The organism is Bacillus benzoevorans (assembly GCF_014207535.1).
Classification (GTDB): Bacteria; Bacillota; Bacilli; order Bacillales; family Cytobacillaceae; genus Bacillus_BD; species Bacillus_BD benzoevorans.
In genome coordinates, this window is sequence record NZ_JACHGK010000016.1 from 12,955 (window position 1) to 37,591 (window position 24,637).

Annotated in this window: 16 protein-coding genes and 1 pseudogene; 8 read left to right on the forward strand and 9 right to left on the reverse strand. The window is 35.2% G+C overall.

Translation table 11 applies throughout. The features are described 5' to 3' along the window. A complete protein-coding gene (locus tag HNR53_RS17950; protein WP_184528557.1) occupies positions 1–201 on the forward strand; it encodes a YbdD/YjiX family protein in 201 nt (66 codons plus the stop codon). A 304-nt stretch (positions 202–505) separates the two neighbouring features. Further along, positions 506–2,059, forward strand: a complete 1,554-nt coding sequence (locus HNR53_RS17955; RefSeq protein ID WP_184528560.1) for an ABC-F family ATP-binding cassette domain-containing protein — start codon at positions 506–508, stop codon at positions 2,057–2,059. Positions 2,060–2,128: 69 nt separating this feature from the next. Here the strand turns inward: HNR53_RS17955 and HNR53_RS17960 are convergent, their stop codons facing one another. The 5 genes from HNR53_RS17960 to HNR53_RS17980 all read right to left on the reverse strand — a co-directional run bounded on the left by HNR53_RS17960 (position 2,129) and on the right by HNR53_RS17980 (position 9,012). After that, complete coding sequence (locus tag HNR53_RS17960; RefSeq protein WP_184528562.1) at positions 2,129–3,718, reverse strand: NAD(P)/FAD-dependent oxidoreductase; 1,590 nt, start codon at positions 3,716–3,718, stop codon at positions 2,129–2,131. 474 nt (positions 3,719–4,192) lie between these two features. Continuing rightward, on the reverse strand, positions 4,193–5,590 hold the full coding sequence (locus tag HNR53_RS17965; protein ID WP_221452382.1) for an MFS transporter: 1,398 nt from the start codon (positions 5,588–5,590) through the stop codon (positions 4,193–4,195). A gap of 256 nt (positions 5,591–5,846) precedes the next feature. Then, positions 5,847–7,748, reverse strand: a complete 1,902-nt coding sequence (locus HNR53_RS17970; protein WP_221452383.1) for an aryl-sulfate sulfotransferase — start codon at positions 7,746–7,748, stop codon at positions 5,847–5,849. After that, complete coding sequence (locus HNR53_RS17975) at positions 7,745–8,056, reverse strand: thioredoxin family protein (RefSeq protein WP_184528563.1); 312 nt, start codon at positions 8,054–8,056, stop codon at positions 7,745–7,747. The genes HNR53_RS17970 and HNR53_RS17975 overlap by 4 nt, the downstream gene beginning before the upstream one ends. Positions 8,057–8,073: 17 nt before the next feature. Then, positions 8,074–9,012, reverse strand: a complete 939-nt coding sequence (locus tag HNR53_RS17980) for an NAD(P)/FAD-dependent oxidoreductase (RefSeq protein WP_184528565.1) — start codon at positions 9,010–9,012, stop codon at positions 8,074–8,076. 701 nt (positions 9,013–9,713) lie between these two features. On the opposite strand from HNR53_RS17980, the gene HNR53_RS17985 reads away from it, so the two are divergent. Genes HNR53_RS17985 through HNR53_RS18000 form a run of 4 tightly spaced genes read left to right on the forward strand, consistent with a single transcriptional unit; the run spans position 9,714 to position 12,415 of the window. After that, a complete protein-coding gene (locus HNR53_RS17985; protein ID WP_246439667.1) occupies positions 9,714–10,100 on the forward strand; it encodes a GntR family transcriptional regulator in 387 nt (128 codons plus the stop codon). Continuing rightward, positions 10,097–11,005: an ATP-binding cassette domain-containing protein gene (locus tag HNR53_RS17990; protein WP_184528566.1), complete on the forward strand. Its 909-nt coding sequence runs from the start codon at positions 10,097–10,099 to the stop codon at positions 11,003–11,005. Before HNR53_RS17985 ends, HNR53_RS17990 begins: the two co-directional genes overlap by 4 nt. Beyond that, positions 10,986–11,726 carry a hypothetical protein gene (locus tag HNR53_RS17995; protein WP_184528568.1) on the forward strand — a complete coding sequence of 247 codons (741 nt, stop codon included), beginning with the start codon at positions 10,986–10,988 and terminating at the stop codon, positions 11,724–11,726. Before HNR53_RS17990 ends, HNR53_RS17995 begins: the two co-directional genes overlap by 20 nt. Beyond that, a complete protein-coding gene (locus HNR53_RS18000) occupies positions 11,723–12,415 on the forward strand; it encodes a hypothetical protein (protein ID WP_184528570.1) in 693 nt (230 codons plus the stop codon). Before HNR53_RS17995 ends, HNR53_RS18000 begins: the two co-directional genes overlap by 4 nt. 201 nt (positions 12,416–12,616) lie before the next feature. On the opposite strand, the gene HNR53_RS18005 is transcribed toward HNR53_RS18000, so the two are convergent. Continuing rightward, complete coding sequence (locus HNR53_RS18005) at positions 12,617–13,966, reverse strand: serine hydrolase domain-containing protein (protein ID WP_184528572.1); 1,350 nt, start codon at positions 13,964–13,966, stop codon at positions 12,617–12,619. A 394-nt stretch (positions 13,967–14,360) separates the two neighbouring features. Between HNR53_RS18005 and gloB the strand changes: the two genes are divergently transcribed. Then, positions 14,361–15,062, forward strand: a complete 702-nt coding sequence (gene gloB, locus HNR53_RS18010; RefSeq protein WP_184528574.1) for a hydroxyacylglutathione hydrolase — start codon at positions 14,361–14,363, stop codon at positions 15,060–15,062. Positions 15,063–15,456: 394 nt separating this feature from the next. On the opposite strand, the gene HNR53_RS18015 is transcribed toward gloB, so the two are convergent. From HNR53_RS18015 to HNR53_RS18025, 3 genes and pseudogenes are all read right to left on the reverse strand, one after another. Next, the gene (locus HNR53_RS18015) at positions 15,457–18,378 is read right to left on the reverse strand and encodes a DEAD/DEAH box helicase (protein WP_221452384.1); all 2,922 of its coding nucleotides are present in this window, start codon (positions 18,376–18,378) and stop codon (positions 15,457–15,459) included. 339 nt (positions 18,379–18,717) lie between these two features. Further along, a pseudogene (locus HNR53_RS23710) lies at positions 18,718–18,804 on the reverse strand (SEC-C metal-binding domain-containing protein); the annotation flags it as partial. Positions 18,805–21,394: 2,590 nt separating this feature from the next. Continuing rightward, positions 21,395–23,593: a hypothetical protein gene (locus HNR53_RS18025; RefSeq protein WP_184528577.1), complete on the reverse strand. Its 2,199-nt coding sequence runs from the start codon at positions 23,591–23,593 to the stop codon at positions 21,395–21,397. 232 nt (positions 23,594–23,825) lie between these two features. Between HNR53_RS18025 and HNR53_RS18030 the strand changes: the two genes are divergently transcribed. Beyond that, positions 23,826–24,575: a helix-turn-helix domain-containing protein gene (locus HNR53_RS18030; RefSeq protein WP_184528579.1), complete on the forward strand. Its 750-nt coding sequence runs from the start codon at positions 23,826–23,828 to the stop codon at positions 24,573–24,575. The last annotated feature ends 62 nt before the right edge of the window (positions 24,576–24,637 follow it).

Genomic DNA, 24,637 nt, shown 5'->3' on the forward strand with positions numbered 1-24,637 from the left:
ATGGAATGGATCAAGAAAGCACTCAGTTATCGAAAACAGTTTTTCAGTCTGTTAGTAGGTGTGCCTTGTTACGAAACCTATGTTGAACATATGGAAAAGCAACATCCCGAGGAACCGATTAAGTCTAGAAAGGAATTTTTCTGCCAAGTTCAAGACGAGCGCTATAATGCTAAAGGCGGCAAAGTGAGTAGATGTTGTTAAACATTCATTAATTAAATTGGGCGGCAGCCAATTATTGACTATTGGCTGCCGTTTCAATTTAGAAAAGAAGCAGGAAATTAGTTTAATAATTCTTGCTTCTTTTTTTATAATAAGTGAAATGTTTTACAACTCCAACCTTCAACCACTTTCTACCGGATTATAGGCGGGATACCAATGAACCATTACAAAGACTGAGAGTTAAGAAATCAAATTACATTACGCACAAAAAATAAATTCAAGATAGAAAATCCTTTCTAAATCTAGTATGATATCCACATGTGACATTAGATAAGGGGTTAAAAAAATGAGCGTATTAAACGTACAAAATTTAAGCCACGGTTTCGGTGATCGTGCGATTTTTAATAATGTATCTTTTCGACTTTTAAAAGGAGAGCACGTTGGACTAGTTGGTGCAAATGGTGAGGGTAAGTCTACCTTCATGAATATTGTGACTGGGAAATTGCAACCTGACGAAGGGAAAATTGAGTGGTCCCGAAAGGTTCGTGTTGGTTATTTAGACCAGCATGCTGTACTTCAAAAAGGAACTACGATGCGTGAAGCTTTGAGCACTGCTTTTCAATATCTTTTTGATGCTGAAGCAGAGATCAATGAGCTTTATGCAAAAATGGGTGATGAAGGTGCTGATATCGATGCAATGCTTGCTGAAGTTGGCGAGCTGCAAGAAACTTTAGATAGTAATGATTTCTATCAAATTAATTCAAAAGTTGAAGAAGTTGCTCGTGGTTTAGGATTAGACGATGTTGGACTCGATCGCGATGTGGCTGATCTTAGCGGTGGGCAGCGTACGAAAGTTTTGCTAGCTAAGCTTTTGCTGGAAAAGCCTGAAATCCTATTACTGGATGAGCCTACGAACTATTTGGATGAACAGCATATCGAATGGTTGAAGCGCTATTTACAGGAATATGATAATGCATTTATCTTAATTTCACATGATATTCCATTCTTAAACAGTGTTGTTAACTTGATCTATCATATGGAAAACCAAGAGTTGAATCGCTATGCAGGTGACTATGATAACTTCTTAAAAATTCATGAGATGAAGAAGCAGCAGCTAGAGTCTGCTTACAAGCGTCAACAACAAGAGATTGCTGATTTGAAAGACTTCGTTGCCCGTAACAAGGCAAGTGTTGCGACACGTAATATGGCGATGTCCCGCCAGAAGAAGCTCGACAAAATGGAAATTATTGAATTGGGGAAAGAGCGGCCGAAACCAGAGTTTAATTTCAAAGAAGCTCGTGCAGCCAGCCGTTGGATTTTCACGACTGAAGATCTTGTTATTGGTTACAACGAGCCACTTTCCCGCCCTCTGAATTTGAAAATGGAACGCGGACAAAAAATTGCATTCGTGGGTGCAAACGGGATTGGTAAGTCTACTCTTTTAAAAAGTATTCTTGGGTTGATTAATCCGCTGAAGGGTAAAGTAGAACGTGGTGATTATCAATACATCGGTTACTTCGAGCAGGAAGTTAAACAGTCCAACTACAACACTTGTATTGAAGAGATTTGGAACGAGTTTCCAAGTATGAATCAGGCTGAAGTCCGTGCTGCTCTTGCAAAATGTGGATTAACGACGAAACATATTGAAAGTAAAATTGAAGTTCTTTCTGGTGGCGAAAAAGCCAAAGTTCGTTTGTGTAAAATATTAAACACAGAGACGAATTTATTAATTCTTGACGAGCCTACCAATCACTTGGATGTAGATGCCAAAGAAGAATTGAAGCGTGCTTTAAAGGCATATCGCGGAAGTATCTTGATGGTATCCCACGAACCTGATTTCTATCGTGACATTGCGACAGATATCTGGAATTGTGAGGATTGGACTACGAAAGTGTTTTAAATAAAGATTAAGGGGTACCCAAGTAAAATTTTACTTGGGTACCCCTTTTTTTAATTTGCAGATCAAAAACTAAAGTTCAATCGCCATTAACGCTTCCGCACATTTTATGCCGTCAACAGCACTAGATGTGATACCTCCAGCATAACCTGCACCTTCACCACAAGGATATAATCCTTTGATGTTCGACTCAAATGTCAGCGGATTTCGCTTAATTGTAACTGGTGATGAACTACGGCTTTCTACAGCTGATAAAACTGCATCATGCTTGATAAAACCCGTAAGTTTTTTGTCCATGTCCCGCAGACCATCTTTTAAACTATCAACGATAAAATCATCAAGGCATTCTCTCAAGTCCGTTGGCGTGACACCCGGTGTGTAGGTTGGGGTAACATCGCCAAGTTGTTTACTGCCCTTATTTTCTAAGAAATCACCGACCAATTGGACTGGTGCAAAATAATTTCTGCCACCAAGTTCAAATGCTTTTCGCTCAAGTTTTCTTTGAAACTCTATTGCGGTCAAAACATCGCCATTAAAATCATTTGGTGTAACAGAAACAAGTAATGCACTATTAGCATTTTCGCCACTTCTTGTGCTATAGCTCATCCCATTTGTAACTACAGCATTTTTTTCTGATGCGGCAGCAACAACATGTCCTCCAGGGCACATACAAAACGTGTAAACACCTCGTCCATTAGGAAGATGTGCATTCAACTTATAATCAGATGCACCAAGCAGCGAATTATTTGAACAGCTGCCGTATTGCTGAAAATCGATGTCTTTTTGGTGATGCTCAATACGCACACCTACAGCAAAAGACTTCGGTATCATGTCTACACCCGAATCCTTTAACATATAAAAAGTATCTCGAGCACTATGCCCTATCGCCAATACTACAGCATCTGTTTCTAGGGCATCTGTTTTCCCTTGTCTATCTAGCAGCACGCCTTTAACTTCTCCATTTTCGATAATAAGTTCCTTCATTTTCGTTTCGAAACGAAATTCTCCACCTAGTCGTTCTATTTTTTTACGAATATTTTTTACAACAGTTATCAAAATATCAGTTCCAATATGGGGCTTTGATAAATAAGATATCTCCCTAGGGGCACCAGCTTCTACGAATTCCTTTAAAATTTTCGGAATTCTAGTATTTTTTATGCCTGTTGTTAATTTACCATCTGAAAATGTTCCTGCTCCACCTTCACCAAATTGGACATTACTATTCGTGTCAAGTTCTCCGTATTTCCAAAATTTATCAACAGCAACTTTTCTTTTATCAACGTCCATTCCCTGCTCTACAACAACTGGATTTAAACCATGTTCGGCTAAGACCAAGGCACAGAACAGCCCAGCAGGTCCACTTCCTACTACTACAGGACGGATAGTTTTTTGGGTTTTCGTGATTACATATTCTATTGGTTGATAGAAAGAAACATTCTTTATTCCTAAATATGATCCCTCTTTTTCAATTTCAACATCAACAGAATAAACAAGCTGGACATTATTTTTTTCCCTTGCGTCAATCGACTTCTTTGCAATTCTAAATGACAATATTTTGTTCTGTTTGACCTTAAGTATTTTCTGGATTTTCTGAGCTAAAAGTTCATTTTCCTTACCTGGATCAAAATCAGCACGAAGCTTAATATTACTTATTCTTAACATGTTAAATTCCATCCTAATTTTATTCTACCAACATTCTTTACTGGGTTAATTACAGTTTCGTTAATATCATTTAGTTATTATTTGCTTTATAAATCGCTCTTATTTCTGTTCAGCAATATTAATGTCCTGCTGCTCCACCCCTCTTCAACCCGCATGCCTAGGATTACCAATTTTGGCCATTTGAAATATTATCCTTCACACTTTCATTCAAACGTTGATAGGGCAAAGATTATCAGGCTTTCCCCTCACATTTTCATCCATGCAAAAAAGGATGGGATTCCTGTTCCCACCCTTTTTATTCTTTGTTTTTTCCCTGCCTTTGTCAATATGTTTTCAACAGGCATGTCAGAACTTTATTGTATCTCCTCTAGAAATATAAACCATAATCAATATTGATGATCCAAAACCGTTTTGTTTTACCACTAAGCTAAAGACTTACTGGATAGTACAAAACAATTATATTTCTAAAGTACATTAAGAGATTTCCTCAAGAGACCTACGGCCAGTTTTCATACCCCATAGCAGTAAAACAGCTACTGGCAAACAAACCATTATAGCAATCAGATTGTATACTCCAGAAAACTGATAATGGGCAAATACGATTGGAACGTACAATTGTAAGACAGAAGTTGCTAAACGCCCTGCAGCATTATGAATACCAGTAGACGTGTTCCGCATTCTTGTCGGGTAGTTCTCTGCAATATAACTGTAAGTAATAAAGTTTAACGCCATACATGCACCAATCATGAAGAATCCGCAAACCACAATAGGAACGAATCCTTCTAATTTCCCAAAAATGACTGATAAAACGGCTACAGTGATCGCCATAGCTGCCATTGGGATTTTCCTTCCACCTTTATCAGCAATCAAAGAGGCAAAATAACATCCTGCTGGAACACCAAACATTAACAGGGTAGAAGCCGTTAATGTAGCATCAACGCTTAATCCTCTCTGACTCAAGAGTGTCGTTGTCCAGGTAGTTATAACAAAACTTGCAGGCACTGTTAACATAACAAATAATAAGATGACAAAAGTTCTCTTACTATATTTTGGTGAAAATAACCCGACTATGACTTCCATTGTTTTTACTTTAGGCTCTACTTTGGAAGCCACTTCACTTAAATCGACTTTAGCTTTCGTTAACTCCTCGATAACTTGTTCGGCTTCGTCTACTTTTCCTTGTGCCACTAACCAACGTGGAGATTCTTTTAAGTATTTAAGACCGGCAAAGAACCCTATTAAACCGATTCCACCCAGAAGGAAAATATGCCGCCAAGCACTTGGACTCATCGGAATCACAACACTGCACAAAATCCCAATAAAAGGAGCCGCTATGAAACCTATTGACGCTGTTAGGCTTTGCCATTTTCCTCTAGTGGCACTAGGTGCCATCTCAGCAATATATACTTGCGAACAAACCATCAAACAAAAAATACCAAATCCAGTTATGGCACGTGTTATCGTAAATATTAAAAGATTAGGTGCAAATCCATTAGCTACCGACGCTAGAGAAAAAATAAATATGGAGGCAAGGAATGTTTTTCTTCGACCAATAAAGTCCGAAATAACACCACCTGTTAAACCTCCAAGGGTCATTGCCACGAAATAAGCGAAATTGATCTTCCCAATATCCGCCATCGTTATACCCCAATCTGCCATCAATGAGGGGGCAATAAATGCAAAATTCCAGTTATCCATCTGTTCAAAGAAATAAGCAAACGTGATAATGAAAAATAACATCTTATAGGGTCCAGTAACTTTCAAACCATCAAAGTAATTATTTTTCGTTTTACTATTTTTGGCATCTGAGTTTTGTTCAATCCAACTATTATCCAATTTAACTGCCATGGTACTCTGCCTTTTAACTGCCATGGTACTTTCCTTCTTTCAAAATATAAGTCATTCAATAAGTTTTTTTCTATACATTTTTCACTATTTGTAAAATTTGGTATATTCATGAGCTTCCATCAGTGGGGGGGCTTCTTCACCCACTGATGGAAGCTCACCCTGAGCCTGATTGTTAATTTAGGGCTTTACAGGCAGTTAATCCCCCACCTATCCAAATAACTCTTGAGGTGGGGGTCTTACTGCCCGTTAATACGTGATACATTCACACTTAGCTATTCATTTAAGCTTTGATTGTGATACCTGTATCATATTTCTTGTCATCCACAATTACTTTTACTTTATAGTCTCCGTCTAAACCTTCTTTTGAGACGACCGTTCTTGTTTCACGGTCGTCTTCAGGCAAGAAGGTTCCTGTGCACATTGCACCACGTTTCCCTTTAGATGTAGAGATAAAATATCTACGTGTTTCTTTGTCAGATTCTAGCAGCACCATGACCAATTGTCCCTTTTCGAATTTTGATTCAAAGGTCAACATATCCACTTCATCTGTTATATGAGCTTCGTGTTTGTCTGGCAGGATTTCACCTGTATCTTCTGCAGGAATATCGTAATCCATCTGAGGTGTTTCACCTAATGAACCTAGAAGTTGTCCTTTACCAAGTGAAAGATTATTACCATCTTTAGAGTAAAGCGTGAACTTATTCGCACGATAATAGTTGGAATTAACCTTTAATTCTAATACCTTCTTATCATTAATGGTTTCAACTGTAATAGATTCTAGTTTCACATTTGGATCATCAATTTGAGCAAATGGACCCAGTTCCTCAGAAGCGTTTCCGTCACCGTCAAAGGCCATACCACCCGAATGTGTTAAGTAATGACCTTCGTTATAGTATAAGACATTACAAATATATGGGGAGAAAAATTCCTTGCCGCGTTCTTTTCCGTATTGCCATAATTGCTCAATTTCCATCTTATCTGTATCAATACGATACTTCACGCCACGAGAGTAACTATCATTCGCAGCAAGATAGTTGTCAGGATTTTGTGCTCCAAAATGGTGATTATCAAAACACATAACATCGCCTAAAGGTGTAATTAAATTGGCATGTTGTTCATACTGCCACTCAAAATCCCCTTCACCAATTGGTTTAAACATGTATGGTTGATATTCCTCTGGCCAGCCTTCTGGATCTGAGATAATCCAATTTAATTCCTCTGTATCAAAATCAATATTCACCATTGCGTTTATATGCCGTCCCGAAAACGTTAGTGAGTTCGTATGTTCGTCATACCACACAGCATTACAATGGAACCAGTCTTCATCTGACCATGAACCAGACTTTTGAGATCCTTGCTTAATAAAGTTAGAGAAAGTAATGGTTCGTTTTACATGGCCTGTATCCTTATCGATAACAACAGCTTGATCTTCCACTGTCCCATTGTCTAAATCACAACTTAAGGCGACGATATCTCCATTCGGTAATGTAATTTGGTCATGGTGATAGCCACGCGGTACACGATACTCTTTATAAATTTTTCCAACTGGGCTCATTTCATAAATACCTGAAACAAAGTAAGGCATCTTCATTAAGCGTTCAGAGCCAAGCAGGAGATTGCCATTAGGATGACGTTTAATATCCCAAACCATCGGGACGGTAAAGTTTAACCGCACATCGCCTGCATAGTCAACCGCAATAGCCAAATCATTTACCGCAGGACAGAGGAACACTACATCATCTTGCATATGTTCCGGTGTTGTTTCCATGGATTCAACCAGTTTAGCTCCTGCCACTTCAGGTGTTTTAATCGTATGAACAACTTTTTGATTATATTTTTGATAGGGATAGACTTCAATTTTATTCTCATAATTACTATATAAACCTAAAACAGGAATGATATGTTCTTTGCCTTTAGGAAAAGTATGATAAAAATCCGCTTCTTTTGTTTTCCCTAGTACACGAATCGTAATGGCAGTTTCTTCTTCCGTTCTAAATAACATAACTGCTGCTAAATCGTTCACGAAGTATGGGTTGTATTTAATTAAAGGGGCTTCCAGTGTAAATTGTCCTTGTTCAAACTCCTTTAACATGGCAGCCTCTGCCTTCGCTTGTTTATGGATTAAATGTTCTTTATAGTTGTAAGCAACTGTCTCGCTCCTTCTTGCTGTTGCCATAATCATAAAGCCTCCTCAATCATTTTGATGATGACTGGTTTCTGTTGTAAACCCGATTTTCTTGATACTTCTTTACCATCTTTAAACATCACTAAAGTTGGATACCCTTCTACACGATGTTCTTCAATTAAATCCGGATTATCTTCAAAATCAACTTTAATAATCTTTACTTTTTCACCATATGTTTTATCAATATCGTTTAATATAAAAGAAAGCATCTTACACGGTCCGCAAGTTTTAGAGTAAAAATCAACTAAAACGGATCCTTCAGATAAATCTGCGGTAAGTTCTTCTTTGACTAGTTCTTTTATCATATTAATACCCCTCTGTATTATATTTCTTGTCTTCTTAAGGCTTTAATATATGAACTTGCTTCTTGAGCGGCAATAGCTCCATCAGCAGTGGCTGTTACTACCTGGCGCAAGTGTTTGCTAATACAATCCCCTGCCGCGAAAATCCCAGGAATTTTTGTAGCCATTCGTTCATTGGCCTCTATAAATCCATGACCTTCAAGTAAGTTTGTCCCTTGAAGAAATTCTGTTGATGGGATAGCACCGATATATTCAAAGACACCTTCACATTGAACAATCTGCTCATTCTCGCTCGTTTCTTTATCTGCAAATTTGACCCCTTTGAATTGGCCTCCTTCGCCTATAAATTCTACGACACGCTTATACGGATAAACGGTCACATTCGGTAATGAACGTAAGTAATCTGAGGAAACAGGATCGGCCGTTAAATCGAAATCAGTAATAATGGATAGTGATTTAGTAATAGTTGCTAGATAAGTTCCTTCATCTACTGCACTATTACCGCCTCCTATGATGGTCACATCTTTATCACGGTATTTAGCACCATCACAAATTGCACACCAACTAATAGCAGATCCTTTATACTCTTCTTCACCCGGAATATTTAAAGTTCTTGGACGGGTTCCTGTGGCAACAATTACAGTTAAGGCCTCAATAACATCCTTATCTTCTTCAGTGTATATTTGTTTAATACCTTCCAGACTCTCGATTTTGGTTACAGTACGGTAATCAAAATCCACCCCTAATTCTTGAGTCTGCTCAAACATCTTTATGGCTAATTCAGCGCCGTTTACCTTACCTACCCCAGGATAGTTTTCGATTTCATTGGTATTGATAATTTGTCCGCCTGGAGCTAATTTATCAAGCAATAATACGTTTAAATTTGCTCTCACAGCATAAATGGCAGCTGTCATACCAGCTGGACCTGCACCAATCACTACTAAATCATATCTACTCATCGACTTTCTCCTACCCTTTTGATATTTAATAGACAATTTAATATTTTCTTCCTTTAGCTTAATCATTTCCTGATCATAAGCCGGACATGATATATGTCACCCGCTAATAACAAATATTCAGGAAAGATATCTCCTTCATAAAAATAATAAGGATTAATTTCATCGCTGGTATTGGTAGAATTAGCATATTTCATTATCCGTTCTAGGATAAAGCCAATCCTGTCAATTTTATCTCCTTGCTGATAAATTACTTGACCGTGCTGAAGTATCACTATTTGATAAAATGGGAACAAGAATATATTTATTATTCATATATATATGATTAGTCCAACTGGACAACTATGTTAAAGACAATATTTTTGCAATATTACCCTAGATTCCTTACCGATCTGACAAAATCATAATCAGTGACAATTCCATTTTTCCCTGCATTTTAATACCAAGTAACTCTATGTGTTTATGATATGTTATATTAACATAAAATTCATATAACAACAATTTAATTTATTCAGATACAGCCAATAATATTGGTTCCATTTACTCCGACACCAACACCGAAGTGGAATGCTTGAGCATATTGATCCGAGGTTCGAGCATTGTCGCAGCCCCTGTCTCTGTGTCTTTCAGGGGCTTTATTTTTGTTGAAAAAATTCACGAATTATTATATAGTACATTACAACAGTAATGTACTATAGTAGGGGATGATGGCAATTCTTAATACAGATGGAACGAAGCCTATTTATATCCAGATAGCCGAATGGATGGAAACAGAAATTATGAATGGGCATTTCAAGGCAGATGAGAAGGTATATTCGCAGTATCAATTAGCAGAAATGTATACCATTAACCCCGCTACTGCTGCTAAGGGGCTAAATCTACTTGCGGATGAAAATATTCTCTATAAAAAGAGAGGATTAGGAATGTTTGTTACAGCAAATGCTGAAGAAAAAATATTAAACAAGAGGAAAAATAAAATCCTCAAGGGATTAATCGAGGAGGTTGTACTGGAGGCAAAGCGGCTGCAGATCAGCAAAGAAGAAGTAGTAAGCATGATTAAAGAAAATCATATTTGGGAGAGGGAGCAATGAAAACGGTTGAATGCAACAACCTGACAAAATTCTTTTTTAGAAAAGCTGTCTTAAATCAACTTTCTTTTTCACTGGAGGAAAATAAGATTACTGGTCTCATAGGAAGAAATGGAGTAGGAAAAACAACATTATTAAAAATGATCGCTGGTTTTATTAAAGAAACGTCCGGTGAGCTGAAGGTATTTTCGCAACGGCCTTTTAATAGTCTTAATGTCTCATCCAATACCATCTTTGTTGACGACCAAATGAGTTTTCCCCCTGCATTACAGCTATACGAGCTATTAGAAGTCTCAAGTAAATTTTATCCAAATTGGGATATGGATTTAGCACAGCGCCTTTTTGATTACTTTTCTTTTGACCCAAGGAACTATCACAAGCGCTTGTCTAAAGGAAAGAAAAGTACCTTCAATGCCATTGTTGGGATTGCCGCACGCGCACCGTTAACCATTTTTGATGAACCAACGACGGGAATGGATACGGCAGTTCGCAAAGATTTTTACCGAGCACTTTTGAAGGATTATCTAGCTCGCCCAAGAACCATTATTCTTTCTAGTCACCATCTGGAGGAAATGGGGGATCTATTAGAGGATATACTCCTACTGAAGGATGGACAGGTGAAGCTTCATATGCCGATGGAGGAGTTTAAAGAATGGGCCATTGCACTAAAGGGATCGGCGGATTTGGTTCTTGAATGGGCAAAAGGGCGTGAGCTAATTTACAAAAATAATCTTGGGGTAAATTCCATCTACGCGGTTATGAAGAATGACTTCTTGCCAGAAGAACTCATGCAGGCAAAGGAAAAGGGAATAGACATTTCAACGGTCCAGCCGAGTGATCTTTGTATTTATTTAACTGCATCGGCTAAGTCAAAGGAGGGAATTGATCATGTCTTTCATCACCGTTAATCCCGCAGAAATCGTCAAGAAGCAATATTTCTTTAAGCTTAGGGCCAATATTGATGCGTTTAGTTCCCTTGTGGGTCTTCAGCTTCTGGCTATCCTCATCTCATTATGGGGAACCAGTTCTTCAGGCATTTATTCGGGGGCATTGTCGATTGATGTTAGAAATTATTCGTCCGATATAGTGATTGCTTTTACAATGATTTGGGGGTTTACGACTGCGATTACCATCACAACGAAGCCCTTTCGCCACCATGACTTTACGTTTGTGACGAACCGGGTTACCAGCGGGGTTTCAAATGTGCTTTTCCTGCTGACAGCAAGTGTTGTCGGCGGTATTCTAGCCATGCTGGCGAGAAATTTAATTATTTTAATCGTATATTCCTTTTTTAACCAGGAGTTGTACGGTTCTCCAATGTCAGACAAGGGCTTTTTCCTCGGCTTATTTGTTTCAATCCTTTATATCTTCTTTGTCTGTTCAATAGGCTACCTGATTGGTACGCTTGTTCAGGTAAATAAGGCAGCCGTGCTGATTATCCCTGCTTTGGTGATTGGGTCTATTTTTTTCGACGCGGGGATGCAAAGAAATCCAACAGTGATGAACATACTGGAATTTTATTTTTTAGAATCATCCCCATGGACTTTTGCACTAAAAGCATTGATTACGGCCGTCGTTCTCTATTCGGCTTCCATTGCGATCACGAATCGAATGGAGGTTAGAAAGTGATGACAACGCTGCCGATAATTATATTAACTGTCATTTTTATTGCCGTTCTCTTTTTATATATTAAAGGGAGCAGAAAATTTGTAACCGTAAAGGTCACTCATTGGTTATTGCTGATGTATACCGGTGTATTAGTATTTTCGATGATCGCAAATCCATTCGTAATAGATGTGAAAGGGAAACAGATACAAAAGGTTTCAGAAAAGGAATCGGAAAAGGTAAGACAAGACTTTTATGACAAAATTAGTAAGGGGAAGATTGAAGCATTAAGTAATCGAAGCCTGCTGAAACACAGCAGTTTTGAATTCCATCAGCCAACTTTGAAAATTAACTGTACGGGAGTGGAACCTCCCTTGGTCTATGTTGAGAAAACGAAGGCTGCTGATCATGGGATTGAAGCTTATGCCTTTGTGACTGGGCTGTTTATTAATGGGATTGATTTTACGGAAAAAATAACCCCTCCAAGATTCTCGGTTTCCGACATGGATGGATCCATAACAGTTCATAATGCTGAACATCAGACGATTGATGTAGCCATTTTAAAAAATGAATTCACGATTACCCAGTTTTCAGGCGGTGCTAAGATGTTCAGTCTCATTAATCATGATGCACCGGTTATCTATTTGAGGGTTCCAAAGCATATCAAAATCACAAGTGAAACAGATATTGTGCCGATAATGGTTGAAGAGTAAGTTCCCTTGATAATAAACTATGGTTTCGTAACGATATATGGATGAGTAACTGGGGATAAATAATTGTATTAGATCAAAAAAGCCGAATTTCTCTATGAATTAGATTAGAGAAATTTGGCTTGCATTTATTAATTAAATAACTTTATTCATATAATAAAAACCAGAATTTATCTAGGACATGATAAAGGGCTTATTGCTTTATTATTTTTTCACAAGTTTCCAGATTGAAAGCAGTGTACATAAACACAGCAGGATAACACCACTTGCCATACTATATGGCGCCCAAATTGAAAGAATCGTCCACCATGAAGCTTGAAAAATCAACGGAAATATAATAAGTACGGCCACAGTAAGGATCAACAACATACTTCCGATAATGATATTTGCTAATTTACACAGTCTCCTCTTAAGAATCATAAATAAAGCAGCTGCTATACAAAGTACAGTTACTCCGGTAAATATGAAGTCTATTATTCTCCAAATGTCATATGAAAAAAGCGGCTTTCTCTCACCTATTTTCTCCAAAAAAAGTGCATTACAAAGGGAATCAACTGTTCCTGCCGCATTCAAATTCGCAAGTACGCATACTCCGATCTGCTTATCTTTATCAAATACGATTCGCGATGAATAATTAGGCGTACCTCCCGAATGGCCTAATGCACCATAATTAGTAAGTTCCCATCCACCAAAATATTCTTTATCAGAGACCATCTGTATTTCATTTATCGCAGAAGCAAGAATTTCAGGTACTGTAACCATTCCCATCTGTATCTGAAGCCATCTGCCCATATCCACTATATTTGAATAACAGTATCCTGCCGGAATCATACCTTCTGAAATATTTATTTCATACGGAAAGTTCATAAGAAATCCCTGTCTGCTGCCCGTTACAATTCCATCCGCATTATCCGTTTTGCCGCAATAAGTCTGATTCAGTCCCAACGGAATCAGCACATTTTCTTCCATATATTCCTTATAAGAATGTCCCGATACTTTCTCAATAATCAGACCTAGAAGGTTATAATTCACATTTGAATAGGCATATTCCACTCCGGGACTGCTCTGTAGTTCCTTCCCCGAGATACTCTTCGCCCAATCCTCGAGCGTCATATTTTCAGCAGCAGACGGATACAGTTTCTCGGAATTAGTATAACCACTGGTTTGTGCTAAAAGCTGGTCAACAGTGATTTCAACTGAATCACCCCGATAGTTCGCCGTAAATCCTTCTATATATGTACTTACCGTATCATCAAGACTGATCTTTTCGTTATCAACCAGAAGCATTATTCCAAGAGCCGTATAAGCCTTTGTCATAGACCCAATCTGATACAAACCTTTTGTATCCCTATTACCCCCATAGCTAACCTTATCACCTGTTACTATTACAACCGACATATCCGTAATATTAGCCCTTTGCATCACCGCTTTAATTTGCGAAGCGTCCGATACTTCTGACGCCTGTATTCCTTTGGCAGGCATCCATATCGCAGTGAGCAAAATGACAAAAATAAAGCAAATACGCCAAATAATATCTACTAGACTATTTTTCATAAAAACTATCCTTTTTTATTAGATTCTGACTGACAGCAATCCCTTCTTCACTCCCCCGCTGTTCATCAATATTAATGTCCTGCTATTCTATCCCCATCCCCCCCCACATTCATCCTACATTGCTTAATTTCCCCCACTTAGAATAAAGTCCTGCATACTTCCTGTAATTCCCTGAATTTCTTCTCAAGTTTTTTTACCACAACTTTATTTTTTATAAAAATAAAGTTGTGGTACAGTTAACGGGATTTAAGATCAAGAATAGGATTATCCCCTGCATGTATATTAATAACCTTCATGTTATGATAGTGAGGTAAGGCAAAACTTGTCAGCGGAAGGGGGAAAGACTAGTCCCCAAGCCGCAAATCTGATATATGAAAAGAGGAGGATTCATAAGGTGATTATTCATTCAATCAAAGCCTTTTCTGATAATTACATATGGTGTATTCAAGATGAAACAGAGGCAGTTGTGGTTGATCCGGGAGAAGCGAAAGGTGTCCTTGATTACCTCGGAGAAAAGCAGCTTCGTTTGGCAGCCATTCTTTTAACACATAAGCATGACGATCATACCGGCGGGGTACGGGAGATTGTAGCGAGATATCCGGAATGTCCTGTTTATGGACCGAAAGAAACGGAGGCCTTGGTGAATCATGTTGTAGAGGAAGGGGACTCCTTTAACTTGTTGGGCCAAACTTTTCAAGTCTCCGAAACGGGAGGTCATACGCATGGCCATATCAGCTTTTTAATGGGAGATCATCTCTTTTGCGGGGATACCATGTTTTCAGCAGGATGCGGCCGGGTTTTCACCGGCGATTACAAAGCTCAATATGAAACTTTAAAGAAGTTTAAGCGCTTGAATGATGATATAAATGTTTATCCTGCTCACGAGTATACCGAAATTAATTTACGTTTTGCATACGACATGCAGCCGGATAACGAAAATATTTCCAAATCATTGGAAGAAGTCCGGGAATTGCGTGCAAAAGGACAGCCAACACTCCCAACAACGATCGGCAGGGAGAAGGAAATTAACCTCTTTCTGCAAGTGGAAACATTGGAGGACTTTATCAAATTGCGCAACACCCGTGATGACTTCTAGAGGGATTCGATTCGGAGTGTAGAAAAGGAGTTCAAAACAATTACTGGGTTGCTTTTTGCCGAATGAAAAATAGCGAAGATTGAAAAAACAAAAATGATAAAAAAGCAAGGTATCGAAAAAAGTAACAGCACCTTGCCGGAAGAAATCAAATCGAAGTTACAGCAGGCGGCACATCAATAATTCATTATCGGTTTGCAACTCCTAATATTGCATAGAGGCAAGAGGTCTAAGCTTTCTTGCCTCATTTTTTTCACTTTAAAATGATCTGCGCCACATACTCCACATGCGTGGAGTGCTGACGGTAGATTAAAATACAAAAGATTAATGAGATGTAGTGGTGCATCATTAATTTGGTATCGGATCTAAGCTTAAAATAGAGTTTTAAATTTAATAATTATTTACTTCCCCATATCTCAAGGCTCTTTACTTTTCCAGAGTTAGAAATATAATATCTTGTAGCTGCTAATACCTCTTGTATTTTATCTGGCATATAAGTATCTCTACTTATTGAAGGTTGAACTATAACAATCTTCCCAGTGATTTGTTTATCTTTACTTCTTATTTCTTTTCTAAAGTCTTCATATTCACCGCGTAAAAAAATACAGTGATTTGACCTTCTTCTCTCTTCTACTTTTTTTAATAGTATTGATTTAGTTTTAAGCCATATAATAGATTTTATAGATTGTCCTGCAACTTCATAAATATCATTGACATCACTGTTGTAATTAGCCGCAGACATTTTCTTAACATGAAAAAAAGTAATTTCATATGAAGTATTGTTTTCTAAAACTGTAATATAATCGGCCATTTCCCCTCTAGAATGATCATATATTATATATTTATAAGCTCTGTTGTCCTCTAAAATTTCTTGCAAAGAAGACTGAATTGACTTCTCATGCGGATGATACTTTGAGTCGTTTACTTCTACAGTAATATCCGTATTGTATTTTTCAATCCATTCAATTGGCACAATGTTGTCCTTACTAAAAACAATTGCTTCCGGATCACCCTTACTAAATTCAATACCTTGAATCATTACATCATCGGTTGTACGGAAAACCAAAGGATTGTTATTAAGATATTCCGATAATCCGATTTGTCTACGACCTTCTGAAACTAAGATTTTACTTTCAACTGAAGAATACTTTGAATTAACATCACAAATAATTTCCTCTTCTTTTCCATCTAAGGATAGTATAAGTTTGATGTTATCTTTATTTATTTTCATTATTTTTATTGAGATATCCATCATAATTCCTTGAATACCTTCAGTTTCTGACAAATATATCGCTGGAGGATTAACATACGTCTTCCAAGAAAAATCACACATAAATATATTTGATGGGAAAGACTCTAATCTACTTGGTATAGGTAAGTAATCATAATTAGTATTGGTTTTTACGGTAATTTTACTATTGGAAATCTTTAACCCATTGTAGTCACACCATTTAATATAATCTCTTATTGTTGAATAGGTACTGCTCCACATTTTAGAACCACTACTATAACCTATTGTTATAGCACTTTCTTCAGTCAAAGCTTTACAAAAAACATGTCCAGCTGAATATAACTTTCCGGTGCTAGGATCAATAGATTGACTTACATCAATGCCTGCAGAAATCCTATATGACTCACCTGAATCATTAAACCTATTCTGCATGCCAGAATTGAAAATTTCAAATTCCCGCAGATTACCAAGAACTCTGTTCATTTCATGCTTAGGAATCTTTTCATAAAATGTACAGAACGCACTAGCTATTCCTTCATACAAAATCTCACTCTTAATCTGGGAATAAATAAATAATAAATTTGTTTCTTTTTGATAGTGAACTATGAATAACTGATTTTCAACATCCTTAACGCTCTCCCCTATAAACCACTTTGGGGACGTGTTATTCTTTCCAATCGCGACAACCGTATTATCTTTTTCATTTATATACGGACCGAATTCAATGTTACACGCATCAGGAAATTCGGAGGTTTTGTTAAATCCAACAACTTTGTAAATCTTAGCATGACAATTTAATCTTATACCATGCAATGATAAATCATTAATAATTTCCACACTATTTCCTGCGTAATTCTGATAATCACCAATATATTCCTTTATAGATTCTTCCTCATTAATTTTGCTCTCACTCATATCAATTATCATATCTTGCCAAATTGAATCGCTAGTATATAGTGCTTGATTTTCTATAAGTAGCTCTCTATCATTCATTGCAATAAATTTAGCTACGCCAATATTTTCAGCATTAGTCCTTGCAAATCTTCCAATAAATTGTAATGTACTGGCTAATGATTTATGCGGTGCGTGGATAGCAGCAATCTTTAAATTAGGAAAATCAAACCCTTCTCCCAACATATCCACACATATTATTCCATCTAAACTTCTCTCTCTTAAATCTTCTATACACTTTTTCACTGTTAAATTTGACATAGAACTATCTATTCTTTTCAACTTTAAAGTGGTAATCTCACTATAGAGTTTTTCTAGTTCTTTTGCATGTTTCTTAGTATCAGTTCTAATCATTAAATAGTGATCTAATCCTTTTTCTCTATCCAAAAAAAATACTTCTTCCGCCTTTTTAGCAATCAATTTGTCTTTTTCGAAAAATTCCTCTATAGGAATGTATTGTATTTCCCCAAAAATCCCATCCTTATAAGCTAAAGAAAGTGGATAATTATAAATTAAGTCTCCCTTAATTTCTTTATTATCCAATCTAAATGGAGTAGCGGTAAATAATATCTGTTTCGCATGTTTCATATTTATAAGTATTTTCTGCCAAGTTTTCGCTGGAACATGGTGAGCTTCGTCTATTAGAACTAAATCTATTAAAATATTCAAGTCGTCATCTTTGGTTAATGATAAAGCACATGCTGGAGTTGCTATAATTACTTGAGCAGCCTTGATTTCATCAATATCATTTTCACTGAACAAATGCTCCAACTCAAATACATTTGGTTTAAGAATTTCCTTATTAAATACATTTGCTTTAATAAGTGTTCTTAATTGACTGTAGTCTTCAGTAATTTGCCCTCTAACCATTTTACTAGGAGTAACAACAAGGACCTTCTTAGCCTCTAACACATACGGAGCCATCATCAATACAGAAGTTTTTCCTGAACCTGTCGGCATAACAATAATTGCTGCATTGGAACTTTGAACTGTAAAATAGGACGAAATTGAATGAATTGCTCCTATTTGAGCATTTCTAAGCCCTCGTTTGTTTTTTGATTCTTTAGGATAATTAATGTTATTGTACCTTTCGGCAAAATACATTTCGGGATCAATTACGTTTTTCGTTTTATTCAATCGTCTAACCTCACCCTTATTGTTTATAATAAACTTGTAGACTATTAAATGGAAATTCTATTTTTGTTCGTATCCCTCTATTATACAGTTTTCTTTTATAAAGTACTTTATATTTCAGAACTAACGTTCCTTAATAACCTTAATCAAAACATTCTGGGGTGTATTTGGCAGTCAAGAGGATTTTTGATAGCAGTATGTTTTTGTATATAAAAAAATAAGGCTTTATATACGAGCTATGTATAAAATCCTGTATATAAGGCCTTATAATTTAAAATACCCATTATATTAGAGCGCCTGATTATTGAAGAAAGATTGATCTTATTAATCACTATGGCATACTTATTTTTGTACTCCACAACACTTTTTGTACTTTTTACCACTTCCACAAAGACATGGTTCATTTCTACCTATCTTTTTACTATTTCGAGTATTTGATTGAAATATTTCATTATTTAAATTTTCATATGGATCTTTTATTAGAATATAGTCAAAAAAACTAATATTATTATCTTCATCTTTTATTTTCATTAGAGGTTTAAATACTCTCTCATAGCAATTTATAAATGGTTTTATAGCTACTGGACATTGTAAAAATAACTTAAACTCTTGAACTGTTGGATGATCCCCTTTCCAAAGCTTTTTATAAAGTGCTTCATTAATTTCACTTCCAATTGTAATTCCTTTAATCTTAGGTGACATAAAAAACTTTAATAGTGAAGATGAATCTATTATCTCTACACCTTCACAGATAATAGTTGAGAAGTCAAATATATTTGTACAAAGTAGTTTTATAACTTTATTAGGTGGTTCTTCTGGTAATTCAAAACTGCATTCTTCTTTTATTTTTTCCCAATCATGCTTTATTATATCCTCCCTTCTGTTGATTTGTTCAATACCAAAATCTATAGTTCCTAATGCATTCTTCTTAATTCTATCTGAAAAAGGAATCTGTAAGTGTTTAAATTCTATTAATAATAAATGATCTTCAAATAATCCAATAAAATCAAATTCGACATCTCTGCCATCATAAGCTTTAAATTCAATTTTATTTGTATTAACTTGAATAAATGGATTAAATGATAGAATAAACCTTAATTGTTTTTCGAATACTAAACCCTTATTAGCAATATCTATTCCCCATTTAGCGACTAACATTTCAATTATTCTTACAATATTCATTTGTAAAATTAAAGTTGGGCAAAATATTACTTTATTTTTTCCTACATAAATCAATGGCTGGGAAAAAACATCTAATAGTGGATCATTAGTAAAGGTTAATATGTTTATAATCTTTTCTGCAACTTCATTTTCTATATTATATAAATAAGAAAGTTGATTAATAAAATTCACTTTGTCCATTATTGGTGATAACTTCTTATAATGGCTTATATCATCCTGATCAAATTTTTTTAATACTGTACTTTGATAAATCATTGCTATTGTAAAAAGGTATTCGAAACCTTTAAAAAGATCAGTTATTTTTATGCCATCATGTTCAAGATTATAATAAATATCATCTAATGATTCTAATTGTCCAGCAAGTATATTTTTTATTATTGTATTAGCTTGAAAAAACCTTTTCTTTTCTAGTTTAAATATATTATGTAAATCATTTAAATCTAAAGCACTTGAAACATTATCTAAATCTCTAGCAGATTTTTGGTTTTCTTTTAAATGTTTTAAGTTACTTTTCTGAACATTAATATGATCTCGATAAATATATCTATTTATTGCAATTCGTTCTTTTTTATAGTCATCTTCTGAGCTAGGAACGAAAATATGATATTTAATACCATCTTCTTCTATTACTTTAAGTCCCCATTCTCTATATTTGAATTTCCCCCAAATATCAACAAGTATATTCCTTTGAAGTGAGAGGTACATTATTTCTTCTAAACTTCCTATATTGTATGGAGAAATATTTTCATGATCAAATTCTACCGCATTTTCAATAGACTTCTCACCTTTATAATATAAGAATCTAAACAAGGTGTTTGCTATTTCGATTAATGACTCTAGTCTATCTGATTCAGAAATCTTGATACCCTCTACATCATCTACTTCGAATTTAGCTACCTCTTTCTCCATACCAGTTAGAAATTTCTTTTCATTCGTTTGCATTTCTTTAGCTAATCTATGTTGATCCTCAATATAAATACAAAACATTTGTAGCTGTTCAGAAAGAGAATATTCAAAAAAACTATTCTCATTTAATCTTTCCTCGTTACTTTTAGAATTTTGGCTTATAATATTTATTGCCTCAGATAATTGAATAAATTCACTAGCGTACTTTGAAATATCAACATTTTTGTCAATTAATTGCTTACCAGCAAGAAGGAATGCTAGGCGAAGTGTTTTTAATTTCTCATTAGAAAATGATTTTCCCATAGGTTCAGGTAAACTATTACTTAAAAGTAAACTTTTCTTAAATTTATCTGGTTTTTCTAAGTATAAGTTTACAAGAATAGCAGCAGCTTCTGTTGCATTAGAATCAATTAAAGCGTTTTTAAACTTCTTTAAATTCATTTTTAAATTCCCCTTAGTAAGATGCATTAAGTTAATTATTTGCATAATACAAATTATAAAAATAATATATTCCGTTATAAGATATCTATTATGATTACCTAAATCAACACAAAATCCTGCTATAAGACAATGAACCAAATGAATAAGTTTCTTAAATTGAAAATAATAATCTAATCAGTCAATCTTTTAAGCGTTTTCCTTTTAATAATTTGTTTATAGAATTTAAAAGATTAATCTTATTACCTCGTGTTAATCCCTTATTAATGAATAAAGAGACTATTTGAATTTTTGTTGTATCCACAACAATCTTGGCCTTTTAATTCAATACGCCACCTTCACAAGTTTGTATAAATATTAGTGGTTATACAAGAATTCACTTTATATAAATTCTTTATTTTTATAAACATACTGTCAAATCATACATCAATTAATTCCGGAAACATGGGGTAAAACATGAATACTAATGCTGAAGATATATCTTTTAAAAACCTTATAATTCTTTAAACTTACGTGAATTCCCTATCTTCTCTCTAGTATTTTTAAGAAGTTTATATGACGACTCTGGTAACATTTGAAACTGTTCAGGACCTATAACATGTGTTATCACTTTTGTTAACTCTTTATTTTTGTTCATTCCCACCAATACGCAATACGCTGGCTCATCTTCAAAAACAACTCTCTCCATTAAAAACCGTTTACGTTGAACTACATCCTTAAATAATTTATTGGACGCGTGAAGTAGGAATATCATTATAACGGGTAATTCACTGATTCTATCTTCCTTTTTAAAGTTGAATGCCATATATGGAGTTAATATTGCTTTGCGATTTTTAAATTCTGCAAGCCTTTTACTTCTTGATAAAAGAAACTCATTAATATTATCCCTCGAATATGAATCTAATAAAAGAAGGTATCTTGCAGCTCGTATACACAAATGATCTTTTGTACCATCTAGTAAATTAATTAGTTGTTCAAACATGAAATCCATCTCTTGTTTAGGCTTTGGTGCAGGTCCAATTAAGAGATCAAGAAAACTTTCCCCTTCACCATCATCAAGATCGGAGTTGATTTTTCTTGCCATGTAGGCATCAATTTCATCTCTATGACTAGCAATAAATATTTCACCTATGTCTTCTTCATCAGCAATCTCTTGAATACGCGTAGAATAGTCATTATATGCAAAATACATCCCTATATGGTCCAATTCATCATTAACCTTTATATAAGGATTCTTAGCAGCATGACTCCTTTGATATAGATAATTTAAGAACAAACTTGGAGAATCAAAAAGCTCAGGGTATACTCTCAAATCGTTAACAGAAACACACCAAACAGGCAGATCGCTATTTTGAATAAATTCCGTCTTTTCAATTTGAGATGCAATTTCGTTAAAATCATCTAATGTGACACAACAAGCTTGTATAAATTTAATATTTTCAATAGAAGTAATTAATTTATAACGCTTTTTAGTCTCTTTTTGATAAATTTCTAACTTCCCTACCCTTCTATATTCTTCAAAAAGTCGTAAGGATTGTTCATAAGGATTTTTTGCTAAGTCATTTAATGATTTTTTGTAGGCTTCTTCATCCGAAAAAGGTGAAACGGGTGACAATGCCCCACCCTTCACTTCTGTAATAATCATTACATCATCAAATAAAATAATACCATCACATTCACACCATTCATTTTTTCCATTTGCACCAACTGGAGCTTTGTAAAAGATATTTTGAAACATTTGAGATGTGGGCAAGATGGTTTTAAAAAACCTAAAAGGTAATGACTCCGATAGATCCTTTTGAATGTCATTAATCCTATTTGAAATACTACTTTTCTTTCTACGCATAGCTCTTAATACCGTTCTATAAAAGTTATCAATTAAATTATCTATGGAAAAACAGTAATATTTACCACCAATACCAATGAAGGGATTGTATTTTATCGGAGGCTCCTTTAGCATCACTTGAAGGTCACTTTTGTAAAAGTCTTTGTATTCGCCTTGTTGAAGTGATAATTCCCGAATAAATTCTATTGGCCATCCTGTAATATCTTTAACATTAAAGTATTCGGCTAGATTTAACAATTCACCTTCTGATACTTCTTCTGGCGAAATGCCACTATCTATCAAAGCTTCCATAAATCCCATAGTACGTAAATTTCTGCTGATTGCTAAAAGGCCTTCTACCAGATCAAAGCTTGTTATGCCAAAGATATCATTTAAAAGATCTGTGTACGGAGATAACATATCTGTAAAATGTTCTTTTTCAAAAAAAGGATACAATGATCCAGAAACGTTCATTTGCATACCTTGTGAATACTTAATTAATTCATCCTTTGGTGCGAAGTTTACATAAACAGTTGCAGCAGTAAAAAGCTTCTCTAGTTCCTCTATATAGCAAGTTATTTCATCTAAATTTAAGCACACAGTTCCTACATTTACATCACTAGTCACTAAAAGACTTTGTGTGAAATCAAGCAATTTGTTCTCATAAGGCTTAACATTACCGTGAACCGATGCCTCTATGTCCCCAAAATGGTTAAAAAACTTATGCCCATGCAATTGAATCAAAGTAATTAAAGGATTGGCTTTAGAAATTGTGCTTCTTATCTTTGTAAGACTTTCAGCTATGTTTTTCTCCAACTTTGTTATATCCATAAAAGGCAACATATCTATTGAATCATTTACTGACATCGCTCCGTCTCCTTACCCTTTACTTTTATTATTTCGTTTGGAACATCCGATTAAGTTTATTAATGTTCCCCCTCAACAATATGCATTCCGTACACTTCTCCCAACTAAAACTTACCTATATACTTACTATTATACGGAATATTACCAGAAAACTACATATAAAAAGGAACAAATGTTCTGTAACTAATTTAATATTATTAATTTCAATGACATCTAATTACAGAGGTGAACTATGGGAAATAAGGAGAATAGCTACTCTTTTGAGGACTTAATAATCAAAATTATTCATGAAGAAATGCTTATGCTTAGAAACCATTTGTCCCAAATGAAAAATCCTACTTCAAAAAGGTATATAACAATGAACGAGGCTGTAAGTTCCACAGGAATCAGTTCATCTGTATTGCGGCAATTAACATACTCAAGGGCAATGCCACATTTAAAGGTAAAAGGGAGAATTATCTTTGATGAGAACGCAATAAAAGAAACTGTTTCTGAATACAAAGAATTTGGTTGGTCAGATCCAGAAGACCAATGGGCAGTTGCAAATGTACAATCTGAAATTCTAGCTTTTGAAAAGAACAAGGAGGATTCAAAAATGATTGAAGATATACTAAGAGAAATAATAAGAGAGGAACTTGATAAATTTTCTACAGATTTATATGCAGAAGCAAAAAAAGAAAAAACGCGTTACTATGGAAGAACAGTATTAACGGTAAAAGAAGCAGCCGAGTATTTCAGATCAAGTCCTGCTACGATATACAATTTAATAAAAGAAGAAGGAATGCCCCACTTCAAAATTCAAAGCAGATCATTTATCGTTTTGGAAGAGGCGGAAGCTTTTTTATGGCGAGAGACAGCAAAGTCTTACGCTGAAAAAGGGAATATTTATTGGCAACGTATACTTCAAAATCTTGATTGGGAAGAAAAGGAGCGAAATGCAGCCTATGCTAGAGCTTTAAAAAGACTTGAAGAGGATTTCTAAAACATTAGGTCCCTTCCTTATATATTTTAAAAAAGGAATGATTGGAGACGATATATATCCAT

What these genes read in the sequence shown, in the direction of transcription:
- HNR53_RS17970 (WP_221452383.1), bottom strand. Translation starts at nt 7,748, where the DNA reads ATGATTATGGCAACAGCAAGAAGGAGCGAGACAGTTGCTTACAACTAT.
- HNR53_RS17975 (WP_184528563.1), bottom strand. Translation starts at nt 8,056, where the DNA reads ATGATAAAAGAACTAGTCAAAGAAGAACTTACCGCAGATTTATCTGAA.
- HNR53_RS17950 (WP_184528557.1), top strand. Translation starts at nt 1, where the DNA reads ATGGAATGGATCAAGAAAGCACTCAGTTATCGAAAACAGTTTTTCAGT.
- HNR53_RS17965 (WP_221452382.1), bottom strand. Translation starts at nt 5,590, where the DNA reads ATGGCAGTTAAAAGGCAGAGTACCATGGCAGTTAAATTGGATAATAGT.
- HNR53_RS17955 (WP_184528560.1), top strand. Translation starts at nt 506, where the DNA reads ATGAGCGTATTAAACGTACAAAATTTAAGCCACGGTTTCGGTGATCGT.
- HNR53_RS17980 (WP_184528565.1), bottom strand. Translation starts at nt 9,012, where the DNA reads ATGAGTAGATATGATTTAGTAGTGATTGGTGCAGGTCCAGCTGGTATG.
- HNR53_RS18025 (WP_184528577.1), bottom strand. Translation starts at nt 23,593, where the DNA reads ATGTCAGTAAATGATTCAATAGATATGTTGCCTTTTATGGATATAACA.
- HNR53_RS17985 (WP_246439667.1), top strand. Translation starts at nt 9,714, where the DNA reads ATGATGGCAATTCTTAATACAGATGGAACGAAGCCTATTTATATCCAG.
- HNR53_RS18005 (WP_184528572.1), bottom strand. Translation starts at nt 13,966, where the DNA reads ATGAAAAATAGTCTAGTAGATATTATTTGGCGTATTTGCTTTATTTTT.
- HNR53_RS18030 (WP_184528579.1), top strand. Translation starts at nt 23,826, where the DNA reads ATGGGAAATAAGGAGAATAGCTACTCTTTTGAGGACTTAATAATCAAA.
- HNR53_RS17995 (WP_184528568.1), top strand. Translation starts at nt 10,986, where the DNA reads ATGTCTTTCATCACCGTTAATCCCGCAGAAATCGTCAAGAAGCAATAT.
- HNR53_RS17990 (WP_184528566.1), top strand. Translation starts at nt 10,097, where the DNA reads ATGAAAACGGTTGAATGCAACAACCTGACAAAATTCTTTTTTAGAAAA.
- HNR53_RS17960 (WP_184528562.1), bottom strand. Translation starts at nt 3,718, where the DNA reads ATGTTAAGAATAAGTAATATTAAGCTTCGTGCTGATTTTGATCCAGGT.